General features: G+C 65.0%; 16 protein-coding genes and 2 tRNA genes. 5 read left to right on the forward strand and 13 right to left on the reverse strand.

What is annotated here, in order from left to right:
• Nucleotides 1-53: 53 nt before the first annotated feature.
• The 9 genes from hrcA to AC1RRT_RS13340 form a co-directional block, all read right to left on the reverse strand.
• Nucleotides 54-1,076: a heat-inducible transcriptional repressor HrcA gene (gene hrcA, locus AC1RRT_RS13300; protein WP_493014284.1), complete on the reverse strand. Its 1,023-nt coding sequence runs from the start codon at nucleotides 1,074-1,076 to the stop codon at nucleotides 54-56.
• Between the two features lie 106 nt (nucleotides 1,077-1,182).
• A complete protein-coding gene (locus tag AC1RRT_RS13305) occupies nucleotides 1,183-2,046 on the reverse strand; it encodes an ABC transporter permease (protein ID WP_493014285.1) in 864 nt (287 codons plus the stop codon).
• Nucleotides 2,043-3,062: an ABC transporter permease gene (locus AC1RRT_RS13310; RefSeq protein WP_493014286.1), complete on the reverse strand. Its 1,020-nt coding sequence runs from the start codon at nucleotides 3,060-3,062 to the stop codon at nucleotides 2,043-2,045. Before AC1RRT_RS13310 ends, AC1RRT_RS13305 begins: the two co-directional genes overlap by 4 nt.
• 5 nt (nucleotides 3,063-3,067) lie before the next feature.
• Nucleotides 3,068-4,156 carry an ABC transporter ATP-binding protein gene (locus AC1RRT_RS13315; protein WP_493014287.1) on the reverse strand — a complete coding sequence of 363 codons (1,089 nt, stop codon included), beginning with the start codon at nucleotides 4,154-4,156 and terminating at the stop codon, nucleotides 3,068-3,070.
• A 60-nt stretch (nucleotides 4,157-4,216) separates the two neighbouring features.
• Complete coding sequence (locus tag AC1RRT_RS13320; protein WP_493014288.1) at nucleotides 4,217-5,389, reverse strand: extracellular solute-binding protein; 1,173 nt, start codon at nucleotides 5,387-5,389, stop codon at nucleotides 4,217-4,219.
• A gap of 144 nt (nucleotides 5,390-5,533) precedes the next feature.
• A complete protein-coding gene (locus tag AC1RRT_RS13325; RefSeq protein ID WP_493014289.1) occupies nucleotides 5,534-6,040 on the reverse strand; it encodes a TspO/MBR family protein in 507 nt (168 codons plus the stop codon).
• A gap of 40 nt (nucleotides 6,041-6,080) precedes the next feature.
• Nucleotides 6,081-6,896, reverse strand: coding sequence for a transporter substrate-binding domain-containing protein (locus AC1RRT_RS13330; protein WP_493014290.1), 816 nt, complete (start codon nucleotides 6,894-6,896; stop codon nucleotides 6,081-6,083).
• Between the two features lie 2 nt (nucleotides 6,897-6,898).
• The gene (locus tag AC1RRT_RS13335) at nucleotides 6,899-7,738 is read right to left on the reverse strand and encodes a transporter substrate-binding domain-containing protein (protein ID WP_493014291.1); all 840 of its coding nucleotides are present in this window, start codon (nucleotides 7,736-7,738) and stop codon (nucleotides 6,899-6,901) included.
• Nucleotides 7,739-7,863: 125 nt separating this feature from the next.
• Nucleotides 7,864-7,938: transfer RNA gene (locus tag AC1RRT_RS13340), tRNA-Gly, on the reverse strand.
• 300 nt (nucleotides 7,939-8,238) lie between these two features.
• Between AC1RRT_RS13340 and AC1RRT_RS13345 the strand changes: the two genes are divergently transcribed.
• Nucleotides 8,239-8,314: transfer RNA gene (locus AC1RRT_RS13345), tRNA-Glu, on the forward strand.
• A gap of 48 nt (nucleotides 8,315-8,362) precedes the next feature.
• Here the strand turns inward: AC1RRT_RS13345 and AC1RRT_RS13350 are convergent.
• Nucleotides 8,363-8,860 (reverse strand): Lrp/AsnC family transcriptional regulator, encoded by a 498-nt coding sequence (locus AC1RRT_RS13350; RefSeq protein ID WP_493014292.1) that lies wholly within the window; start codon nucleotides 8,858-8,860, stop codon nucleotides 8,363-8,365.
• A gap of 439 nt (nucleotides 8,861-9,299) precedes the next feature.
• Between AC1RRT_RS13350 and AC1RRT_RS13355 the strand changes: the two genes are divergently transcribed.
• From AC1RRT_RS13355 to AC1RRT_RS13370, 4 genes are all read left to right on the forward strand, one after another.
• A complete protein-coding gene (locus AC1RRT_RS13355; RefSeq protein ID WP_493014293.1) occupies nucleotides 9,300-11,309 on the forward strand; it encodes a hypothetical protein in 2,010 nt (669 codons plus the stop codon).
• 204 nt (nucleotides 11,310-11,513) lie between these two features.
• Entirely contained in the window at nucleotides 11,514-12,479 is a 966-nt protein-coding gene (gene trxB / locus AC1RRT_RS13360; RefSeq protein ID WP_493014294.1) for a thioredoxin-disulfide reductase, read from the forward strand.
• Nucleotides 12,480-12,520: 41 nt separating this feature from the next.
• Nucleotides 12,521-13,417: a LysR family transcriptional regulator gene (locus AC1RRT_RS13365; RefSeq protein WP_493014295.1), complete on the forward strand. Its 897-nt coding sequence runs from the start codon at nucleotides 12,521-12,523 to the stop codon at nucleotides 13,415-13,417.
• 2 nt (nucleotides 13,418-13,419) lie between these two features.
• Nucleotides 13,420-15,609: a PAS domain-containing sensor histidine kinase gene (locus AC1RRT_RS13370; protein ID WP_493014296.1), complete on the forward strand. Its 2,190-nt coding sequence runs from the start codon at nucleotides 13,420-13,422 to the stop codon at nucleotides 15,607-15,609.
• Nucleotides 15,610-15,870: 261 nt separating this feature from the next.
• On the opposite strand, the gene AC1RRT_RS13375 is transcribed toward AC1RRT_RS13370, so the two are convergent.
• The 3 genes from AC1RRT_RS13375 to AC1RRT_RS13385 form a co-directional block, all read right to left on the reverse strand.
• Nucleotides 15,871-16,524 carry an HAD family hydrolase gene (locus AC1RRT_RS13375; protein ID WP_493014297.1) on the reverse strand — a complete coding sequence of 218 codons (654 nt, stop codon included), beginning with the start codon at nucleotides 16,522-16,524 and terminating at the stop codon, nucleotides 15,871-15,873.
• A 24-nt stretch (nucleotides 16,525-16,548) separates the two neighbouring features.
• Nucleotides 16,549-17,514 (reverse strand): protein-methionine-sulfoxide reductase catalytic subunit MsrP, encoded by a 966-nt coding sequence (gene msrP / locus AC1RRT_RS13380; RefSeq protein ID WP_493014298.1) that lies wholly within the window; start codon nucleotides 17,512-17,514, stop codon nucleotides 16,549-16,551.
• A 131-nt stretch (nucleotides 17,515-17,645) separates the two neighbouring features.
• Nucleotides 17,646-18,125 (reverse strand): Dps family protein, encoded by a 480-nt coding sequence (locus AC1RRT_RS13385; protein ID WP_492980217.1) that lies wholly within the window; start codon nucleotides 18,123-18,125, stop codon nucleotides 17,646-17,648.
• Nucleotides 18,126-18,225: the final 100 nt, after the last annotated feature.

Consider the following 18,225-nt stretch of genomic DNA (forward strand, 5'->3'; position numbering starts at 1 on the left):
GCCGGTTTAAAAGGGGGGAGCGGAACATCCGCCATCAAAAATACGCGTTACGGTTACCCCAGCAGGCGGCCGACCACCTGGGCGGTGAAATCCACCATGGGAACGACGCGGGCATAATTCATGCGGGTCGGCCCGATCACGCCGATGGCGCCGACGATGCGCTGTTGCTGGTTCTGCAGCGGCGCCACGATCAGCGAACAGCCGGCGCGGCGGAAGAGGGTGTTTTCCGAACCGATGAAGATGCGCACGCCTTCGCCGCCCTGGGTCAGCTCGATCAGCCGCAGCATCTCTTCCGTGTTCTCAAGCTCTTCCATCAGATTGCGGATGCGTTCCAGGTCGGCGATCGCCGCCACGTCATCCAGCAGGTTGGCGCTGCCGCGCACGATCAGCGTGCCGCGATCAGGTTCGCCGCCCCAGACCGCCATGCCGGCCTCCACCACGCGCGCCGACAGCTGGTTCAGCTCGGCGCGGCGCTGCTCCAGCTCGCGCAGGATCTCGGCGCGGCCGACCGCCACGGTACGGCCTTTCAGGCGCTGCGACATGAACTGCCCGGCCTCGGCCAGCGCTTCGGCGGTGAAGCCGGTCGGGATGTCCAGCATGCGGTTCTCGACCTGGCCGGATTCCGACACCATCACCACCAGCGCCTTGCCCGGGCCCAGCGGCACGAATTCGACATGGCGCAGCGGCACGTCCACCTTTGGCGCCACCACCATGCCGGCATGGCCCGACAGGCCCGACAGCACCGTGGTCGCCTCGGTCAGCACATCCTGGAAGCCGCGGCCCGAGGACATGCAGCGGCCCTCGATCGAGCTGCGCTCATCCTGGGTCAGGTCGCCCATCTGCAGCAGGCCATCGACGAACAGCCGCAGGCCGCTTTCGGTCGGCAGGCGGCCTGCCGATGTATGCGGGGCATAGAGCAGGCCGGCCTCTTCCAGATCGGCCATGGTGTTGCGGATGCTGGCCGGCGACAGCCGGTGTTCCAGTTTTTTCGACAGGAAACGCGAGCCGACCGGCTCGCCGGTCGTCATGTAGGTCTCGACCACAAGCCGCAGGATGTCGCGGCTGCGCTGGCTCATCTCCTGGATCATGACACCAGACTTAAGAAGGTGGGGAAGCCCCGTCAATGCCGCCGGGGCGCTGCAGGGGCGTCCGGCGGGGCCGAAGCGGCCCTGGCGGGCCTTTTCAGGCCAATCCGCGCTCGTCGGCCTGCTGGGCCAGCCGCAGGCGCCGGGCCTTGGCGGCCTCCTCCCGGCGCTTCACCAGCTCATAGGCGATGGCGCAGACCAGGGTTACCCCGATGATCACCACCGCCAGGGCGCTGATTGCCGGGGTGGTGCCCTGGCGCACGCGGCCGGCCAGCACGGTGGTCAGCGTCTTGTCGGCCAGGATGGAAAAGGTGGTGGTGTTGTAGTTCTCGAAGGAGGACAGGAAGGCCAGCGCCGACGCGGACAGGATCGCCGGCCGCAGGAAGGGCAGCAGGATATGCGCAAACACCTGCGGATGGCTGGCGCCCAGATCAAGCGCCGCTTCCTCCTGCGCGCGGTCAAAGCGCTGCAGCCGGGCCAGGAAGATCAGCATCGTATAAGCCGAGATGAAGCTCGCCTGCGCCACCACCGTCATCAGCGTGCCGTCATAGAGGAAGCGCGTGCCGGTGGCGCCGGTCATCTCGCGCCAGAAGATCACGGTGGAGATGCCGATGATCACGCCGGGCGTCAGCACCGGGGACACCACGATCAGGTAGTAGAACGAGCGCGCCCGGGCATAGACCTGGGTCATCATGATGGCACCGGCCAGGCCGACCGGCACCGAGACCAGAACCACCAGCAGGCCGATCCACAGCGAGTTGCGCAGGCCGTACATGATATCGGCATCGCTGAGCAGGCCGGAGAACCATTTCAGCGTGAAGCCCTCGAAAGGATAGATCTGCGGATAGGACGAGCTGTTGAAGGCGGTGACACCCATCACCGCCAGCGGACCGAACAGGTAGAGAAAGAACAGCCCGATATAGAGCCAGGTGGAAAAACGGATGATGCGGCTGCTGGTCATCGTGCGATCTCGCCCAGGCCTACCTTGAACACGCGCAGCACCAGCAGCACGAAGGCGATGCAGGCGAGCAGCAGGATGAAGGCATAGGCGGCACCCTGCTGCCAGTTGAAGGCCTGATAGAAGCGGTCGTAGACGATCGGCGTGAACCACAGCGTGCGCGGTCCGCCCAGCACCAGCGGCGCCGCCAGCGCCCCGGCATTCAGCATGAAGACCAGCGTGGCGCCCGACGCGATGCCCGGCTTGGCATGCGGCAGCACCACCGACCAGTGGATGTACCACCAGGGCGCGCCCAGATCGCGGGCGGCCTCGATCTGGTTCCTGTCCAGGCTCTCGATCGCGTTGTAGAGCGAGAACATCATCATCAGCAGATAGGCATAAGCGAGGCCGGCATAGAGTCCGACATCGAGGCCGAGGAAGTCCACCGGCTGGTCGATCAGGCCGAGCTTGAGCAGCGCTGTGTTGATGGCGCCCTGGCTGCCCAGCAGCACACGGAAGGCGAAGGCGCGCAGCACTTCGTTGACCCAGTAGGGCGTGATCAGCAACAGCATGAATAGCCGAACGCGCGCCTTCGCGCTCACCTGCGCCATGTAGAAGGCGAGCGGGTAGCACAGCGCGAAATTCAGCACCGTCACCGCGACGCTGGCGCCGATGGTGAGGAAGAAGGCCTTGATATGGGTGGTGTTCCAGCTGGCCGAGGAGGTGGTCGAGCCGTAGAGGAAGTAGTGGTAGTTCTCCAGCGTGTAGACGTCCTTCGGCCCGCCGATCTGCGGCGGCGGCAGCTTGGGTCGCAGCGACAGGTCGATCATGTAGAGCTGCGGCAGCACGATCATGATCACCGTCCACAGCCCGACGGCCAGCGTCAGATACAGCGAGACGGCAATGCCATTGCGGCGCCAGAAGGATGGCGGCGCCAGCGCGCCCAGCCGCCGCCGCTCCAGCATGGCCATGAAGACGAAGGCGGCCATCACCACCAGCGGCAGCGCCAGGATCAGGCTATGGCCGACCGAGCTGTGCATGGCGGCTATCCCTGCCCGAAACCCTCGCGCGGCAGCACCTGGGCCTCTGCCGGCGCATAGCCGATGGTGACGGCTGCGCCAATCGCCGGCAGCGTGGCGGCATCGGCGCGGCCCAGCGTCATCGCCACGCGGCTGCCGCCGGCGGCGGTGGCGATGGCGACATGGGTGAGATTGCCCTCGTAGGCCACTTCGGTGACGGTGCCGGCCAGCGGCTGGAGCTGCGCTGCGGCATCGGGGCGCAGGATTTCCGGCCGCACGAACAGCACGGCATCTGAGCCGTTGACCAGCCCGCGCATGTTGCGGCCGCCAAGCCGCCCCGCCGGCGTGTCCAGCATGGCGATGCCGTTCTCGCTGGACACGACCTTGCCGATGAAGGCGTTGTTCTCGCCGACGAAGCTGGCCACAAAGGCCGTGCGCGGGGTTTCGTAGACGCTGCGCCCGTCGCCCACCTGCTGGATCACGCCGCGATCCATCACGGCGATGCGGTCTGACATGGTCAGCGCCTCGCCTTGGTCATGGGTGATGTAGATGAAGGTGATGCCGACGCGACGCTGGATGGCGCGCAGCTCGTTGCGCATATGCTGGCGCAGCTTCAGGTCAAGTGCCGACAGCGGCTCGTCGAGCAGCAGCACCTGCGGCTCGACCGCCAGCGCGCGGGCAATCGCCACGCGCTGCTTCTGGCCGCCGGACAGTTCGTCGACGCGCTTGCCGCCCTGATCCGGCAGCGCGATCAGGTCGAGCAGCGCCTCCACCTTTTTCATGCGGGCGCGGCGCGGCAGGTTCCGCACCCGCAGGCCGTAGGCGATGTTGTCGGCGACGCTCATCATCGGGAACAGCGCCAGGTTCTGGAAGATCAGCGCGGTGGGGCGCTTGTTCGGGCCGATGCCCTGCATGTCGCGGCCGCCCAGCAGCACGCGGCCCTGGGTCGGCTCGATGAAGCCCGAGATGGTGCGCAGCAATGTGGTCTTGCCGCAGCCCGAGGGGCCGAGAAAGGAGAAGAATTCGCCGGGCGCGATCTCCAGCGTCGCGTCGTCGACGGCGGTGAAGTCGCCGAAACGGACGCTGACATGGTCCAGGGTTATGGCTGCGGTCATGCGAGACTGGAGAATGAGGGGAAAATGGCGCCGGCTTGCGGCCGGCGCCAGCGACCGGCGTCAGGCGGCCTTGAACTTCTCGGCATACTGCGTGCGCAGCTCGGCGAACCAGGATGGCTCCGGCGGGCGATGCCACAGCTTGGTGGTGGCGTCGTCGGGGAAGGCCTCGGTGAAGTTCTTCTTCGCCACATCCGAGAGCAGGGCGTCGGCGCCCTTGGCCACCGGATTGTAGCCCGAGCCGTCGGCCACCTTGGCCGAGACCTCGGGCGCATGCAGGTAATTGATCCACTCATAGGCCTGGGCGATGTTCTTGGCGCCGGTCGGCATGGCCCAGCCGTCGAGCCAGGCGATCGCGCCTTCTTGCGGCGCCATGTAGGACACCGGCTTGCCCTGCTTTTTCAGCGACAGCGCCGGGCCATCCCAGGTCTGGCCGATGACGACACCGTTTTCCATGAAGCCCGACTTGGTGTTGTCGGCCGAATCCCAGAACTGCTTGATCCACGGTTTCTTGCTGATGGCGAAGACCAGGATCTGGTCGTAGATCTTCTTCATGCTCGCCTCGTCCTTGAAGGCGTCCATCATGCGGTTGCTCGGCAGCTTGCCGGTGCGGTCCCACCACAGGCCGATGCTGAGCAGCAGCGAATGCGGCCGGCCCTGCACCTTGCCCTTGTATTCATCCTCCCACAGCGTGCCGTAGGAGAGCGTCTTGTAATCGAGCTTGGCCAGGTCGGTGCGCCAGCTGATCGCCTCGCTGCCCCAGCAATGCGGCACGTGATAGAGCTTGCCGTCCCAGGTCCACACGCTGGTCGAGCCGTCCAGCATCGCCGGCAGCAGGCCGTCCAGCTTCATCTTGTTGGTGTCGAAGGGCTGCAGCAGGCCGAGGTCCTTGAACTGCGGCGAGCGGTCGCGCGTCGGCTGGCAGAGGTCAAAGCCCATGCCGGCGGTGGCCTGCAGCTTGTTGATCTGTTCCTCGTTCTGCGAGAACGGCGTCTTGTTGATCTTGATGCCGGTCTTCTTCTCGAAATCGGGGATCACCGGATCGGGCAGTTCGTCATCCCAATGCAGCAGGTTGAGGCTGCCCGAGGATGACAGGGCGTCCTGCACGATCCAGGGCCCCATCGCGGCGATCCCGCCGGCTGCAACGGTGGATTTCAAAAGTGTGCGGCGGGTGAAACTGCGGACGGCGCGCACCGTCGCGGTCGCCGATGAAACAGGGGGACGCTTACTGGTCATGGCCGTGATCCTCCTCTGATATGCCGAGATGGATCAGCAGGATTCATGCCATGCCGGACTCGCGAACAGACCGGCAATAGCCGGTGACCCTGCTTCTCCCGGGAGCAGGACGGATACGGATTGCTCGGAATCGGGGCAGTCCGGTCAAGTCGGATTGAGCTGCCAGACCGCGAGGTTGAGATACATGGCGAAGCTGACCCAGCCGAGATAGGGCAGCAGCAGCAGGGCGGCCGGGCGGTCGAGCCGGTCGAAGGCGCGGATGGTGGCGGCGATCGCCAGCCACAGCAGGACGATCTCGGCCAGCGCGAGGTCGGGCCGCTGCAGCCCGAAGAACAGCCCCGACCAGGCGAGGTTCAGCAGCAGCTGCAGGCCGAACAGCGCCAGCGCGCCGCGTGCCCTGTCCCACCCTGCCGCGCGCCACACGCGCCAGGCGCTGATCGCCATCATGATGAACAGCAGGGTCCAGACGATGGGGAAGGCGATGTCGGGCGGATTGAGCGCCGATTTGGCAAGACCCGGATACCAGCTCTTCACCGGCCCGGCGGTGATCGCGCCGCCAAGGCCCGAGATCGCAAAGCAGGTGGCAAACGACAGCAGCAGCGCGAGCAGGCTGCGCGGCGAGAGCAGCGGGGGATGGTGATAGCGGGTCATGCTGGATAGATAGCGGGCGCAGACCGTCTGGCAAGACCCGTCATGGGTTCAGTCCTGCGGTCATCCCTGCGGGCGCGACGGTTGAACCCTGCAATCCCATGGCATCCAGCGCGCGGCGCACGTCGCCATTGGCTTTCTGCGCTTCGATGAAGGCGCTGACATAGGCCAGCGCTTTCGCGCGGCCTTTCGGCACGGCCGCTGCCGTCGGCGTTTCGAGGAAGCTTTCTTCCAGCACGCGCGTGCCAAGCCCGTCCTTTTGCAGTTGCGCCTGCAGGCCGAGCAGCGACTCCCGGCCCAGCGCGATGCCCTCGGCCCTGCCGTCTTTCAGCAACGCAACAGCCTCGGCCACGCCGCGCTGCGGACTGAATGTCGCCTGCTGGAGATGCAGCGCGGCCGCGCGCGCCGTCGCCGCGCCCTCGACGCCGGCAATGCGGATGCCGGGGCGGTCGACATCGGCCAGCCGCGTGATGCCGCTCTGCGTCGTCATCAGAAAGGTGCTCTGCTGCAGGTGATAGGCGGCGCCGAAATCGATGACGCGCGCACGCTGCGCCTCATACGGCATGAAAGTGACATCCCAGGCGTTGGCGGCGCCGGCGCTCACGATCTCGGCGGTGGCCGGATAGGCCACGAAGCGCAGCGGGCGGCCGATCTGCGCCGCCAACGCTTGGCCCAGATCGACGGTGACGCCTTTGTATTGCCCGTTCGGGTCCTGCACGGCGTAGAGCGCGGACGCCGCGGGCGAGACGGCGATGGCGACGCGCAAGGGTCCTGTCGGCGTCAGCTCGTCATACGGCTGCGCGCTGGCTGTACCGGCGAGCAGCGCAACAGTGACGGCGATGACGGCGCTGCGTAGCATCCTTATTGCGGTTTCATGCCGCCAGTTGCCATCATGTTAGGCGGGGCCACCTGCGAGCTGGTCAGCCCCATGGCGTCCAGTGACCTGCGCACATTGCCGTTGGCCTTTTCCTCTTCGACAAAGGCGCTGACATAGCCGAGCGACGCCGCCTTGCCCTTGGGCACGGCGACGGCGGTGGTGGAATTCAGGAAGCCGCCATCCAGAATGCGCGAGCCCGGAATCTTGTCGAGCAGCCCGGTCAGCGACTCCCGCGACAGCGCGATGGCTTCAGCATTGCCGGCATTCAGCATCGCCACGCCGGCATCGACGCCGGGGATGGTCACGATTTTCGCCTGCTTGATCGAGGCTGCCGCCGCGCGGCCGGTCGCCGTGCCGTCCACGCCGGCGATGCGCACCTCAGGGCGATCCACCTCGGCCATGGTCTTGATGCCGCTCTTGGCGGTGACGAGATAGGTGCTCTGCAGCAGGTGATAGGCGCTGCCGAAATCCACCGCTTTGCCGCGCGTGGCGTCATAGGGCATGAAGGTGACATCCCAGGCGTCACTATCGCCGGCCGCCGTGATCTCGCCCGATGCCAGATAGGGCACGAACTGCACCGGCCGGCCGATCTTTTTCGCCAGCGCATTCCCCAGATCGACGGTCACGCCCTTGAAGCTGCCGTCGGGAGTCTTGATCGCGTACAGCGCGGATGGGGCCGGCGAGATGGCAATGGCGACGCGCAGCGGGCCTTTCGGCGCCAGCTCGGCCAGGGGAGCAGTCTGGGGCGGCGCAGCCTGCGCACAGGCATCGGCGGTCCAGAACAGCGCAGCCATCAGGGCAGCTCGCATCAGCATCGCACGCATCGTTTCCTCCAGCCGGCTTGAGCGCCGTTTGGAGAAGTCTAGGCGAGGGTGCGCCGCACAGGCCAAGACAAATCGCCTGCGGCCGTGTCACGGCTGCGTGCGGCAAGGTTCGGTTTTTGGAAATTTGGAGCGGGCGAAGGGATTCGAACCCTCGACCCCAACCTTGGCAAGGTTGTGCTCTACCCCTGAGCTACGCCCGCTCGGCGTCCGGCAAAGCCGGTGTATATGTCCGGGAAAACCCGGCCGATCCCTAAAGACCGGTCAACCGGCGGGGTGCCGGTTGCAGGCGCGCACTATACCCAGCCAAAACCCCGATGCAAGCGTCTCGTTTAACAAAATAAAGCGCCGGGCCAAGGACTTCCGGCACGCTGGGCATGGCCGGCAAACCGCTGGCCGGACTGGGGTTATTCGCGTGGCGGAAGGGGGAAACCCCTTGCGCGCTGGGGGAGGCTCCTGTATCTGGTGCGCCTCGCGTGGGCTTCGCCCGCCGCGGCTTATGGGTCCCCATCGTCTAGAGGCCCAGGACGGCGCCCTCTCACGGCGCAAACCGGGGTTCGAATCCCCGTGGGGACGCCAACTTCTTCCAGGATAATCCGATGTGGATGCTGCGCTTAAAGCGCAGCCTCACTCCGCCGCGTCTTCTTCCACCGGCATGTCGACCGGCACGCCGGGTTCGCTCTTGGAGCAGCGGATGGTCAGCGCGGTTTTGACATGCGCGACATTGGTCAGCGCCGTCAGTTCCTTGGTCAGGAAGGTCTGGTAGGCGTCCCAGTCGCGGGCCACGATCTTCAGGATGAAATCATTCTCGCCGGCGAGCATGAAGCACTCGCGCACCTGGGCCCAGCCGGCCACCGTCTGCTCGAAGGCGACGAGGTCATGCTCGGCCTGGCTGTTCAGGCCCACCATCGCGAAAACCGTGACGCCGTAGCCCAGCAGCTGCGGGTTCAGGTCGGCATGGTAGCCCTTGATATACCCGGCCTCCTCCAGCGCGCGGACGCGGCGCAAACAGGGGGGTGCGGAGATGCCGACCCGCTGCGCCAGTTCGACGTTGGTCATGCGGCCGTCGGCCTGCAGGTCCGTCAGAATCTTGCGGTCAATCAGGTCAAGTTTGACGCGTTGCATGGAATTTTCTCGGTTTGGGAGGTTTGCGCAATAATATTATAAAAACGCGCAAGAATCCAAGGGTGAGCGTCGACATAAAATTATCCGGCTGCGGAATTTGACTTTAGTCCTATATAATGTACATTATATGTTCTTATTCAGGGCTTTAACCCGATCCAGGCGAAGCCGGACGAACCGAAACGAACCGAAACGAACCGAAACGAAGCAAAACGAACGCAAACGAAGCCAAACGAAGCGAAACGAACGCGCGGGACGGCAAACGAAGCCAAAGGAAGCAAAACGAACCGGAGTGGGCCGGCCTGACCTGGATCAAACCGGGCCACAAAGAGGTGGCCCAAGCCGATTCCAACCGCCGCCCTCAGGTGCTAAAGCTGCCCGTGAGGCCGGGGCGGGGGCGCCGGAGGACCAGTGCCAAATCAAAATTCAGTGACGGGGCCAGATGGCGCTCAAGATCGAGACCTTCACCAACAATGACGCCAAGGGCGGCTGGCGGCCGGGCAACAATTTCGGCGGCCACAGCCTGTTCAAGGCGCTGGGTCACCCGAAGACCGCCGCGCAGGCCCGTCAACTGGTCGCCGATCTCGCGCCGTTTGCCCGCCTCGCCGTCTACGACCCCGAGCCGCAGCCGGTGGCCGAGCATTTCGACACCTTCTTCCCGGTCCCGCGCGCCAATCTTGCCGGCGTTTTCGTGCAGCGCGTGGAAGACCTGGGCCAGACCCGGCTCGGCCAGGCCGTGCAGCCGATCCTCGCCATCGCCGCGCTCAAGCCCGATGCCGTGCTGATCACTGCTTTCGATGCCGAGATCCACAAGGCGCAGATCGCGCGCCTGCTGCCTCAGGGCTGCAAGGTCTTTACCCTGGACGCGATGCGGCTGCCAAAGGAATGGCTGTCCAATCCCGGCCGCTATCTCGATCCGCTGAACTTCGCCACCAACTTCGCCTTCCTGCGCGATGGTCTGGATGACGACGGCAGCGATGTGCTGCACACCCAAGTGGTGACCGGCAATTACTGGAGCGGCTACGGCGCCGCCGATCCGGCGCTGTGGCTCTGCCTGTTCGCGCCCGATGGCAGCGTGCTGGCGGAATGGACCGAGCCATTGTCCGGCGCGTTTCATTCGGTGGTGATCGACAGCCGCGCGGTGCGCCAGCGCTTCGGGCTGGATGACTTCGCCGGCTCGCTGTTCATCCATGCTATCCGCATCAAGGGCCATGATGTGGTGAAATACGCGCTCGACTGCATCTCGGACTCCGGGCGGCAGTTAAGCTGCAGCCACGACGCCAATGCCTGGCCGGCCGATTTCTATGCCGGCATCCCCTCGCCGAAGGATGGCGAGCGCTTGTTACTCTGGGTGCAGAACAGCCATCCGGTGGCGATCCCCGCCGGCGCGCTCGGCGTCAATATCGTCGGCTCGCAGGATACCGCCTGGCATGGCGACGCGGTGCCGCCGTTCGGTACCACCGCCGTCGATCTGGGCAAGCTGCTGCCCAATGCGACATTCCCCGACCAGATCGAGCTGCAGGCCGGACGCTACCTGATCCGTCCGCGCTACGAGATCGTGCAGAAGGGCAATGGCCAGACGGGATCGAAGCTGGCGGGCAGGCGCCGCATCGCGCATGCCAATGTCGAGCGCACCGATCTGAAGCCCGATCCGAACCTGCCCGGCCTCGAAGCGCTGCTAGGCAAGGGCTACATCATGCCGCTGCCGGTGTTGCCGCTGCAGGACTGGAAGACGGTCACGCTGCCCACGCCGATGGCGACCACGCAGCATGAACTGCCGCTGCGCGTCGTGCTCTATGATGCCGATGGCAGCGTGGCGGCCGAAAAGTATATGGGCCGGCTGGCGCGCCGCGAGTCCCATCCGGTCGATACCGATGCCTGGCTGAAAGAGGCCAGCGCCGCGCTGCGCTCCGGCTATGGCCATATCGAATATCTCTATGACTTCCGCGACGGCGGCGAGGCCGATGGCTGGCTGCATGCGCTGGGGCTTTATGAGCAGCGCAGCTCCGGCCATGCGGCCGAGACGATTTTCGGCGCGCATATCTACAACATGCCGATCACCTATCGCGACGAGCCGCAGAGCTACACCCATCGCCCGCCGGGCCTGACCACGCGGCTGTTCCTGCGCTTGGGCGAGGCGCGCTTCGATGCCATCTGCCATCTGGTCTATCCGGCCTCGCTGCCCAAGGCGGCCTATGGCCAGGAGACGTCGCAGACCACGCTGACGCTGTTCAACGGCAAGGCCGAGAAGATCGCCGAGCGCCCGCTCGCCATCCCCTATGGCGGCTCGCGCTTCTTCCGGGTCTCGGAAACCTTCACGGCCGCCGACCGCCAGGCGGCGGGGGTGGGCGCCTGGGTGCAGGTGCGCGACGCCAGTTGCCGGCTGTTCGGCTTCCATGGCCTGCAGAACGGCGCCGAAAGTTTCTGCATCGATCACATGTTCGGCTTTTAGGCCGGCAACCTCCGGCCGGCCGCCCTATATCGGTCTTCGCGAGTCGCGGGAAGCACGTCATATCCCGGTCATCCGGATGGGCGAAAAAGCCGCATTCCCAGCCACTTGCCGGGCTTCCCCTTGGCGCTGGCCCGCACGGCTGCCATAATCGGCAAACCGCCGTTTTAGCGCCTGAAAAACATCGAGTCTGGAGTCCGACTTCACATGGCCACGACCCATCGCACCAAGGTCCTTATTCTCGGCTCCGGCCCGGCCGGCCTGACGGCGGCGATCTACGCCGCGCGCGCCTCGCTGCAGCCGATCCTGGTGCACGGCCTGCAGCCGGGCGGCCAGCTCACCATCACCACCGATGTCGAGAATTACCCCGGCTTCGCCCAGACCATCCAGGGCCCCTGGCTGATGGAGCAGATGGAGGCGCAGGCCAAGCATGTCGGCACCACCATCCTCAACGACTACATCGTGTCGGTCGATCTCTCCAAGCGGCCCTTCGTCGCCAAGGGCGATGGCGGCGACACGTATATCGCCGAGACACTGATCATCGCCACCGGCGCCCAGGCCAAATGGCTGGGCCTGCCGAGCGAGCAGGCATTCCAGGGCTTCGGCGTGTCGGCCTGCGCCACCTGCGACGGCTTCTTCTATCGCGGCAAGAAGGTCGTCGTGGTCGGCGGCGGCAACACCGCCGTGGAAGAGGCGCTGTATCTGACCAACCACGCCACCGAGGTTGTGCTGGTGCATCGCCGCGACAGTCTGCGCGCGGAAAAGATCCTGCAGGAGCGGCTGTTCAAGCATCCCAAGATCAAGGTGATCTGGGACCATGCGACCGATGAGATTCTTGGCGCCGAAGGCCAGGGCGTCACCGGCGTGCGCCTCAAAAACGTCAAGACCGGCGCCACGCAGGAGATCGCCACCGACGGCTTCTTCGTCGCCATTGGCCATACGCCGAATACCGAGCTGTTCAAGGGCCAGTTGCCGCTGGACTCCGAAGGCTATCTCACCACCAAGCCCGGCACGGCGCAGACCAGCATCGCTGGCGTGTTCGCCGCCGGTGACGTGGCTGACAAGATTTACCGCCAGGCCGTCACGGCCGCCGGCACCGGCTGCATGGCCGCGCTGGAGGCGGAAAAGTTCATCGCGCATCACGCGCAGCCGGCGGCCGAAGCGGCGGATTGACGCCGCTCGTTCGGGCGGGGGCCGGTTATTGAGGGGGGCTTATGTCGGCGCTTGATTGGGACAAGCTGCGCATCTTTCATGCTGTGGCCGAGGCTGGCAGCCTGACGCATGCGGGCGAGTCCCTCGGCCTGAGCCAGTCGGCGGTCAGTCGCCAGATCGGCGCGCTCGAAAGCCAGCTCAACGCCACGCTGTTCCATCGCCATGCCCGTGGCCTGATCCTGACCGAGCAGGGCGAGCTGCTGTATCGCACCGCGCGCGAGATTTTCGCCCGCCTGGCTGTCACCGAAGCGATGATCGCCGATGCCAAGGACAAGCCTTCGGGCGAGCTCTGCGTCACCACCACGGTGGCGTTCGGCACCGTCTGGCTGGCGCCGCGGCTGAAAGAGTTCATGGACCTCTATCCCGATATCCGCATCGAGATGGTGGTGGACGACCGCGAGCTCGACCTCTCCATGCGCGAGGCCGATGTGGCGATCCGCATGTGGAAGCCGACCCAGGTCGACCTGATCCACCGCAAGCTGCTGACCGTGCACAACCACGTCTATGCCGCGGTGGATTACGTCACCCGCCATGGCGCGCCGCAGACCATCGACGATCTCGACCGCCATCACCTGATCGTCTATGGCGAAGAGGCGCCGGCGCATTTCAACAACATCAACTGGCTACTCAAAGTCGGCGACCCGGTGGCGCCGCGCGACCCGATCCTGACTGTCAACAACGTCTATGGCGTGATGCAGTCGGTGGCCAGCGGCCTCGGCATCGCGGCCCTGCCCGACTACATGGTCGAGGGTAATCCGCGCATCGTGCGCGTCATGCCCAATATCGATGGCCCCAGCTTCGACACCTATCTCGTGTATCCGGAGGAGCTGCGCAACACCAAGCGGCTGGCGGTCTTCCGCGACTTCCTGCTGCGCAAGGTGGCGGACTGGCGCTACTGACCATGCCGTGGCAATCCGATCCGGGCATCGGCCGCTCAGGCCGCAATGAGCTGCTGATCCGCGTTCGCCGGCCCGTCGACATGTTGGCGCAGCTGGCGGTGGCCATCGCCGTGGTTTTCCTGCTGCAGGGCTATGTCAGCCAGACCGGCCGTATCGCCTATCTTGCCGCCACCGTCTGCGCGGTCGGCTTGCAGTATCTGACGCATCGCTGGTTCCAGGCCGATCGCCGCCGCCGCGTAGTCCCTGATATCTGGCGCCGACGTCTACTCGCCGTCTATGCCCTGAACGGCGTGGTGCTCGGTACGATGATGGCCTTCGTGGTGCAGTTGCCGGCCGAGCCGGCGCCGATGCTGGCGCTGGTCTGCCTGATCTGCAGTGTCGCTTCGCTCAGCCTCACCGTGTCGGTGCAGTTCACGATCTCGGCCACCATCATCATCCTGTCTGTGCTGCCGGGCAGCGTCCTGCTGCTGTTTGGCCCCAGCGGTGATGACATCTTGCTGGGCTGCACCGGCCTGGTCGGCATCCTGCTGCTACTCAGTTTCTCACTGCGTCTGAACCGGTATTTTCGCCGTACCACCGATATGGTGGCGCGTTTGCGCACCATGCTACAGGACCGTACCCGGGTCAGCGCCAACGCCGAGGAGGCCCAGCGCCGGCTGCGCTCGATTCTTGATACCGCGCCATTCCCCATCGTGGTGGCGCGGCGCAATGACGGCGCCTTCCTCTACAGCAACCGGCCGGCGGCCGAGCTATTCGGCATCGAGGATGGCGGCGTGTCATCGTCGACGCCCCGCTATGTGCTTGATCCTGCCCATCGGGGCCGCATTTTCGCCGAACCGGCGCAGCCGGCGGAAGAAGTGCAGGTCGCCACCGCGCAGGGCAATGTGATCTGGGCGACCATGGCCGCGGTGCCGATGCGCTATATCGACGAGGATGCCGCGCTGGTGGTGGTGAACGACATCACCGAGCGCAAGGCTTCGGAGCAGAAGCTGCGCGAGGCCGAGCAGCGTTTGAGCGACGCGCTCGCCGTCGGCCCCGATGGCGTGGCGCTGTTCGACGAGGCGGCCCGCCTGGTGATCTGCAACAAGGCCTATGCCGATATCATCGGCATGCCGCTGGCCAGCATCAACGGCCTGTCGCATGAGGAGATCTGCCGCGCTTCGATCGCAACGCGGCCGGCGCCTGCCATGGCCGGCGTCTACACCGATTACGAAGACTGGGCGGCGACGCGCATGCGCATCTTCAATGCGGCGCGCGCCGAGCCGCATATCTTCTACGACACGCGCGACAAGCGCTGGCTGCAGATTCGAGAGTTCCGGCTGGCCTCGGGCGGCACGGCGTCGCTGATCACCGACATCAGCCCGCTGAAGCGCAGCGAGCGTGAGCTGCGCGAGGCCAATGACAGCCTGGCGGCCCGCACCGAGACGCTGGAGGCGGCGCGCACTGCCGCGATCAAGGCGCATCAGGATGCCGAATACGCCAATCGCGCCAAGAGCCAGTTCCTGGCCCATATGAGCCACGAGCTGCGCACGCCGCTGAATGCCATCATCGGTTTTTCCGAGATCATGTCGCTGCAGCTCCTCGGCGCCTCGGGCGTGCCGCAGTATGACCGCTATTCCAACGACATCCTGGCCGCCGGTCGCCATCTGTTGGCGGTGATCGACGACATCCTCGATCTTTCCAAGGTCGAGGCCGGCAAAATGAAGCTGGTGCCGGAATCGATGAGCTGGTCGCGGCTGGTGGAAGACTGCACCACGCTGCTGCGGCCCATGGCCGCCGATCGGCTAGTGACCTTGCAGGCCGATCCGGCTCCCGAGAATGCCGCGTTGTTCGCCGACGAGCGGCTGGCCAAGCAGATGCTGGTCAACCTGCTGTCCAACGCCGTCAAATACACGCCCTCGGGCGGCCAGATCCGCTTCGGGATCACCATCGCCGCCAATGGCGCGGCCGTGGTCGCGGTGACGGATACCGGCGTCGGCATGGACGAGGCCGATATCCAGAAGGCGCTGGAGCCCTTCGGGCGCATCGATTCGGCGCTGGTGTCACAGATGCGCGGCACGGGCCTGGGTTTGCCTCTGGTCAAAGCCCTGATCGAATTGCATGGCGGCAGCCTGGAAATCGACAGCGCGCCGGGTCGCGGCACCACGGTCCGCCTGCATTTCCCCCCAGGCCCGAGCGCAGTAATCCGCTGATTCAATTACGCTTTAATTCACCAGTTAGTTATGCGCGCGCCGCATAGCTGAGTTGCCATTTCTCTGGATACTCAAAGGGGGCGACAGGGCGTAAATCATTGGCTGTCAGATGTTGCGTCGCAGCATCTCCCGGTTTTTGGCTTCGGCCAGAAACTTGGCCGCGACAGCTCCCCCGCTGTTTCGGCCGTCCGCGCGTCTCGCGCGGAGCCTCCCTGTTAAGACTTTGCCGGCCTGGTAACCCAGGCCGGCTTTTTTTTGCCTTCAGGCCAGCAGCGCCGGCAGCTCTGTCATGTCACGGAAGATGCGGCAGCCCAGCGCGCGAAAGGCCGCGTCGCTCTCTGTGTCATTCTCCGGACGATAAGCATAGACCGTCATGCCGGCCCGGATGCCGGCGGTCGCGCCCGGCAGGCTGTCCTCGATGGCGGCGCAGCGCGCCGGCGCATGGCCCATCTTCTCGGCAGCAAAGAGATAAACATCCGGCGCCGGTTTGGGCTCGGCCACGTGATGCACGCTGAACAGGTTGGCGCCGAAATGCGATGTCAGGCCGGTCAGCTCCAGGCTGTAGGCAATCTTGTCGGGCGCGGACGACGAGGCGACGCATTTGGGCTGGTGCAGCTGCGGCAGCATCTCCGGCACGCCGGGGATCGGTACCAGCTGCTCGCGGTAGCTGGCATAGGTGGCGTCTCGCAGCTCGGCATTGAAGCTCTCGGGCACCGGGGCAAGGCCGTAGGTCTTGTAGGCCAGGGCCAGGCAGTTGCGCACGGTGAGGCCGGTGAAATCGCGGGTGACGCGTTTCAGGTCGAAGGCGGCATCCAGGCCGAGCGCCACGAGTTTGTCATAGAAGACGCGGTTGGCGAGGGTTTCGGAATCGACCAGCGTGCCGTCGAGATCGAAGATGATGAGGTCATGGGCCATCCGTCATGGATAGCCCATGACAAATCACATGAACAGCTTCTCGCCGGGCCCGGCATTCTTGTAGAGATCGGCCACCTGCTCGCCGTAACCGTTGTAGAGCTGTGTCGGCACGCGCTTGCCGGTGCCGATCAGCTCCTCGCTGGCCTGGCTCCAGCGCGGATGCGCCACCATCGGATTCACATTGGCCCAGAAGCCGTATTCGCTGGGGCCCAGCGCTTCCCAGAAGGTCTTGGGGCGCTGGTCGGTGAAGGTGAAGCGCACGATCGACTTCACCGACTTGAAACCGTATTTCCATGGCAGCGCCAGGCGCAGCGGCGCGCCCATCTGCTTGGGCAGCGGCTTGCCGTAGACGCCAGTGGCGATATAGGCGAGTTCGTTGCGCGCTTCCTCGATGGTCACGGCCTCGACATAGGGCCAGGGATACCAGAACTGCTTCTGGCCGCTGGCTTCCTGCGGGCGCGAGAAGGTCTCCATCTTGAGATATTTCGCGCCCGAGGTCGGCTGCGCGTAATCGACCAGCGCCTTCAGCGGGAAGCCGCTCCACGGCACCGCCATGCCCCAGGCCTCAACGCAACGATGACGGTACAGGCGTTCGTCCAGCGGCATCTTGCGGATCAGGTCTTCCGCATCGACGGTCATTTCCTTGGCGACCATGCCGTCAATCTTCACCTGCCAGGGCTTGATGGTCAGCGCCTGCGCCGGCTTGACGATGTTCTTGCTGGTGCCGAATTCGTAGAAATTGTTGTAGGTCGTGGCGACCTTTTCCTCGGTGATCTCGCGATCCAGCTTGTAGGCATCGAGGCGCTTGGGCGGGTAGAGGTCGGCGGCGGTCGTGGTCGCGTCCTGGGCATAGGCGCCCTTGAGACCGGTGGCGCCAATCAGGCCGGCCGCGCTTAAGCCCAGCAGCAGCTTGCGGCGGTCGAGGAACAGCGCCTCCGGCGTGGCCATCGATTCCGGCAGTTCCCAGCCGCGACGTCGCTTGATCAGCATCTTTCCACTCCGCTCTGATAGTGGCCGGCCCATGACCACAGGAGGAACCTAATGGGTCACGGGCCGGCTTCCAATCAAGCTTCGGTGAGACAAGGCGAAACGTTACAGGGGCACCAAGGTATTTTTGGCGCTTACTTCTTTTCCAGCAGGCTGCGCAGCATCCAGGCGGTCTTCTCATGGATCTGCATGCGCTGGGTCAGCAAGTCGGCGGTCGGTTCGTCGGACGACTTTTCCACAACTGGGAAGATGGCCCGCGCGGTCTTGCTGACGGCTTCGTTGCCCTTGACCAGGTCCTTGATCATGTCCTGCGCCGCCGGAACGCTGGTTTCCTCCTTGATGGAGGACAGCTTGGCGTATTGCGCATAGGAACCCGGCGCATAGTGGCCGAGCGCGCGGATACGTTCGGCGATCAGGTCCACGGCGAGGGCGAGTTCGGTGTACTGCACCTCGAACATGGTGTGCAGCGTCTGGAACATCGGGCCTTCGACATTCCAGTGGTAGTTATGGGTCTTGAGGTAAAGCGTGTAGGTGTCGGCCAGAAGGCGCGACAGGCCATCGGCGATTTTCTTGCGTTCCTTATCGGCGATGCCGATGTCGATAGCGACAGCCATGGGGCACTCCTTCCTGGTTTTCCGGGTCTGGATTATTAATTTAGAACTATTCTAACCGACTGCAAGCGCCCGGCGATGCAAGGGCTGCATGGCCGGCAGG

It is taken from the genome of Ferrovibrio sp. GW821-FHT12B10, assembly GCF_058807515.1.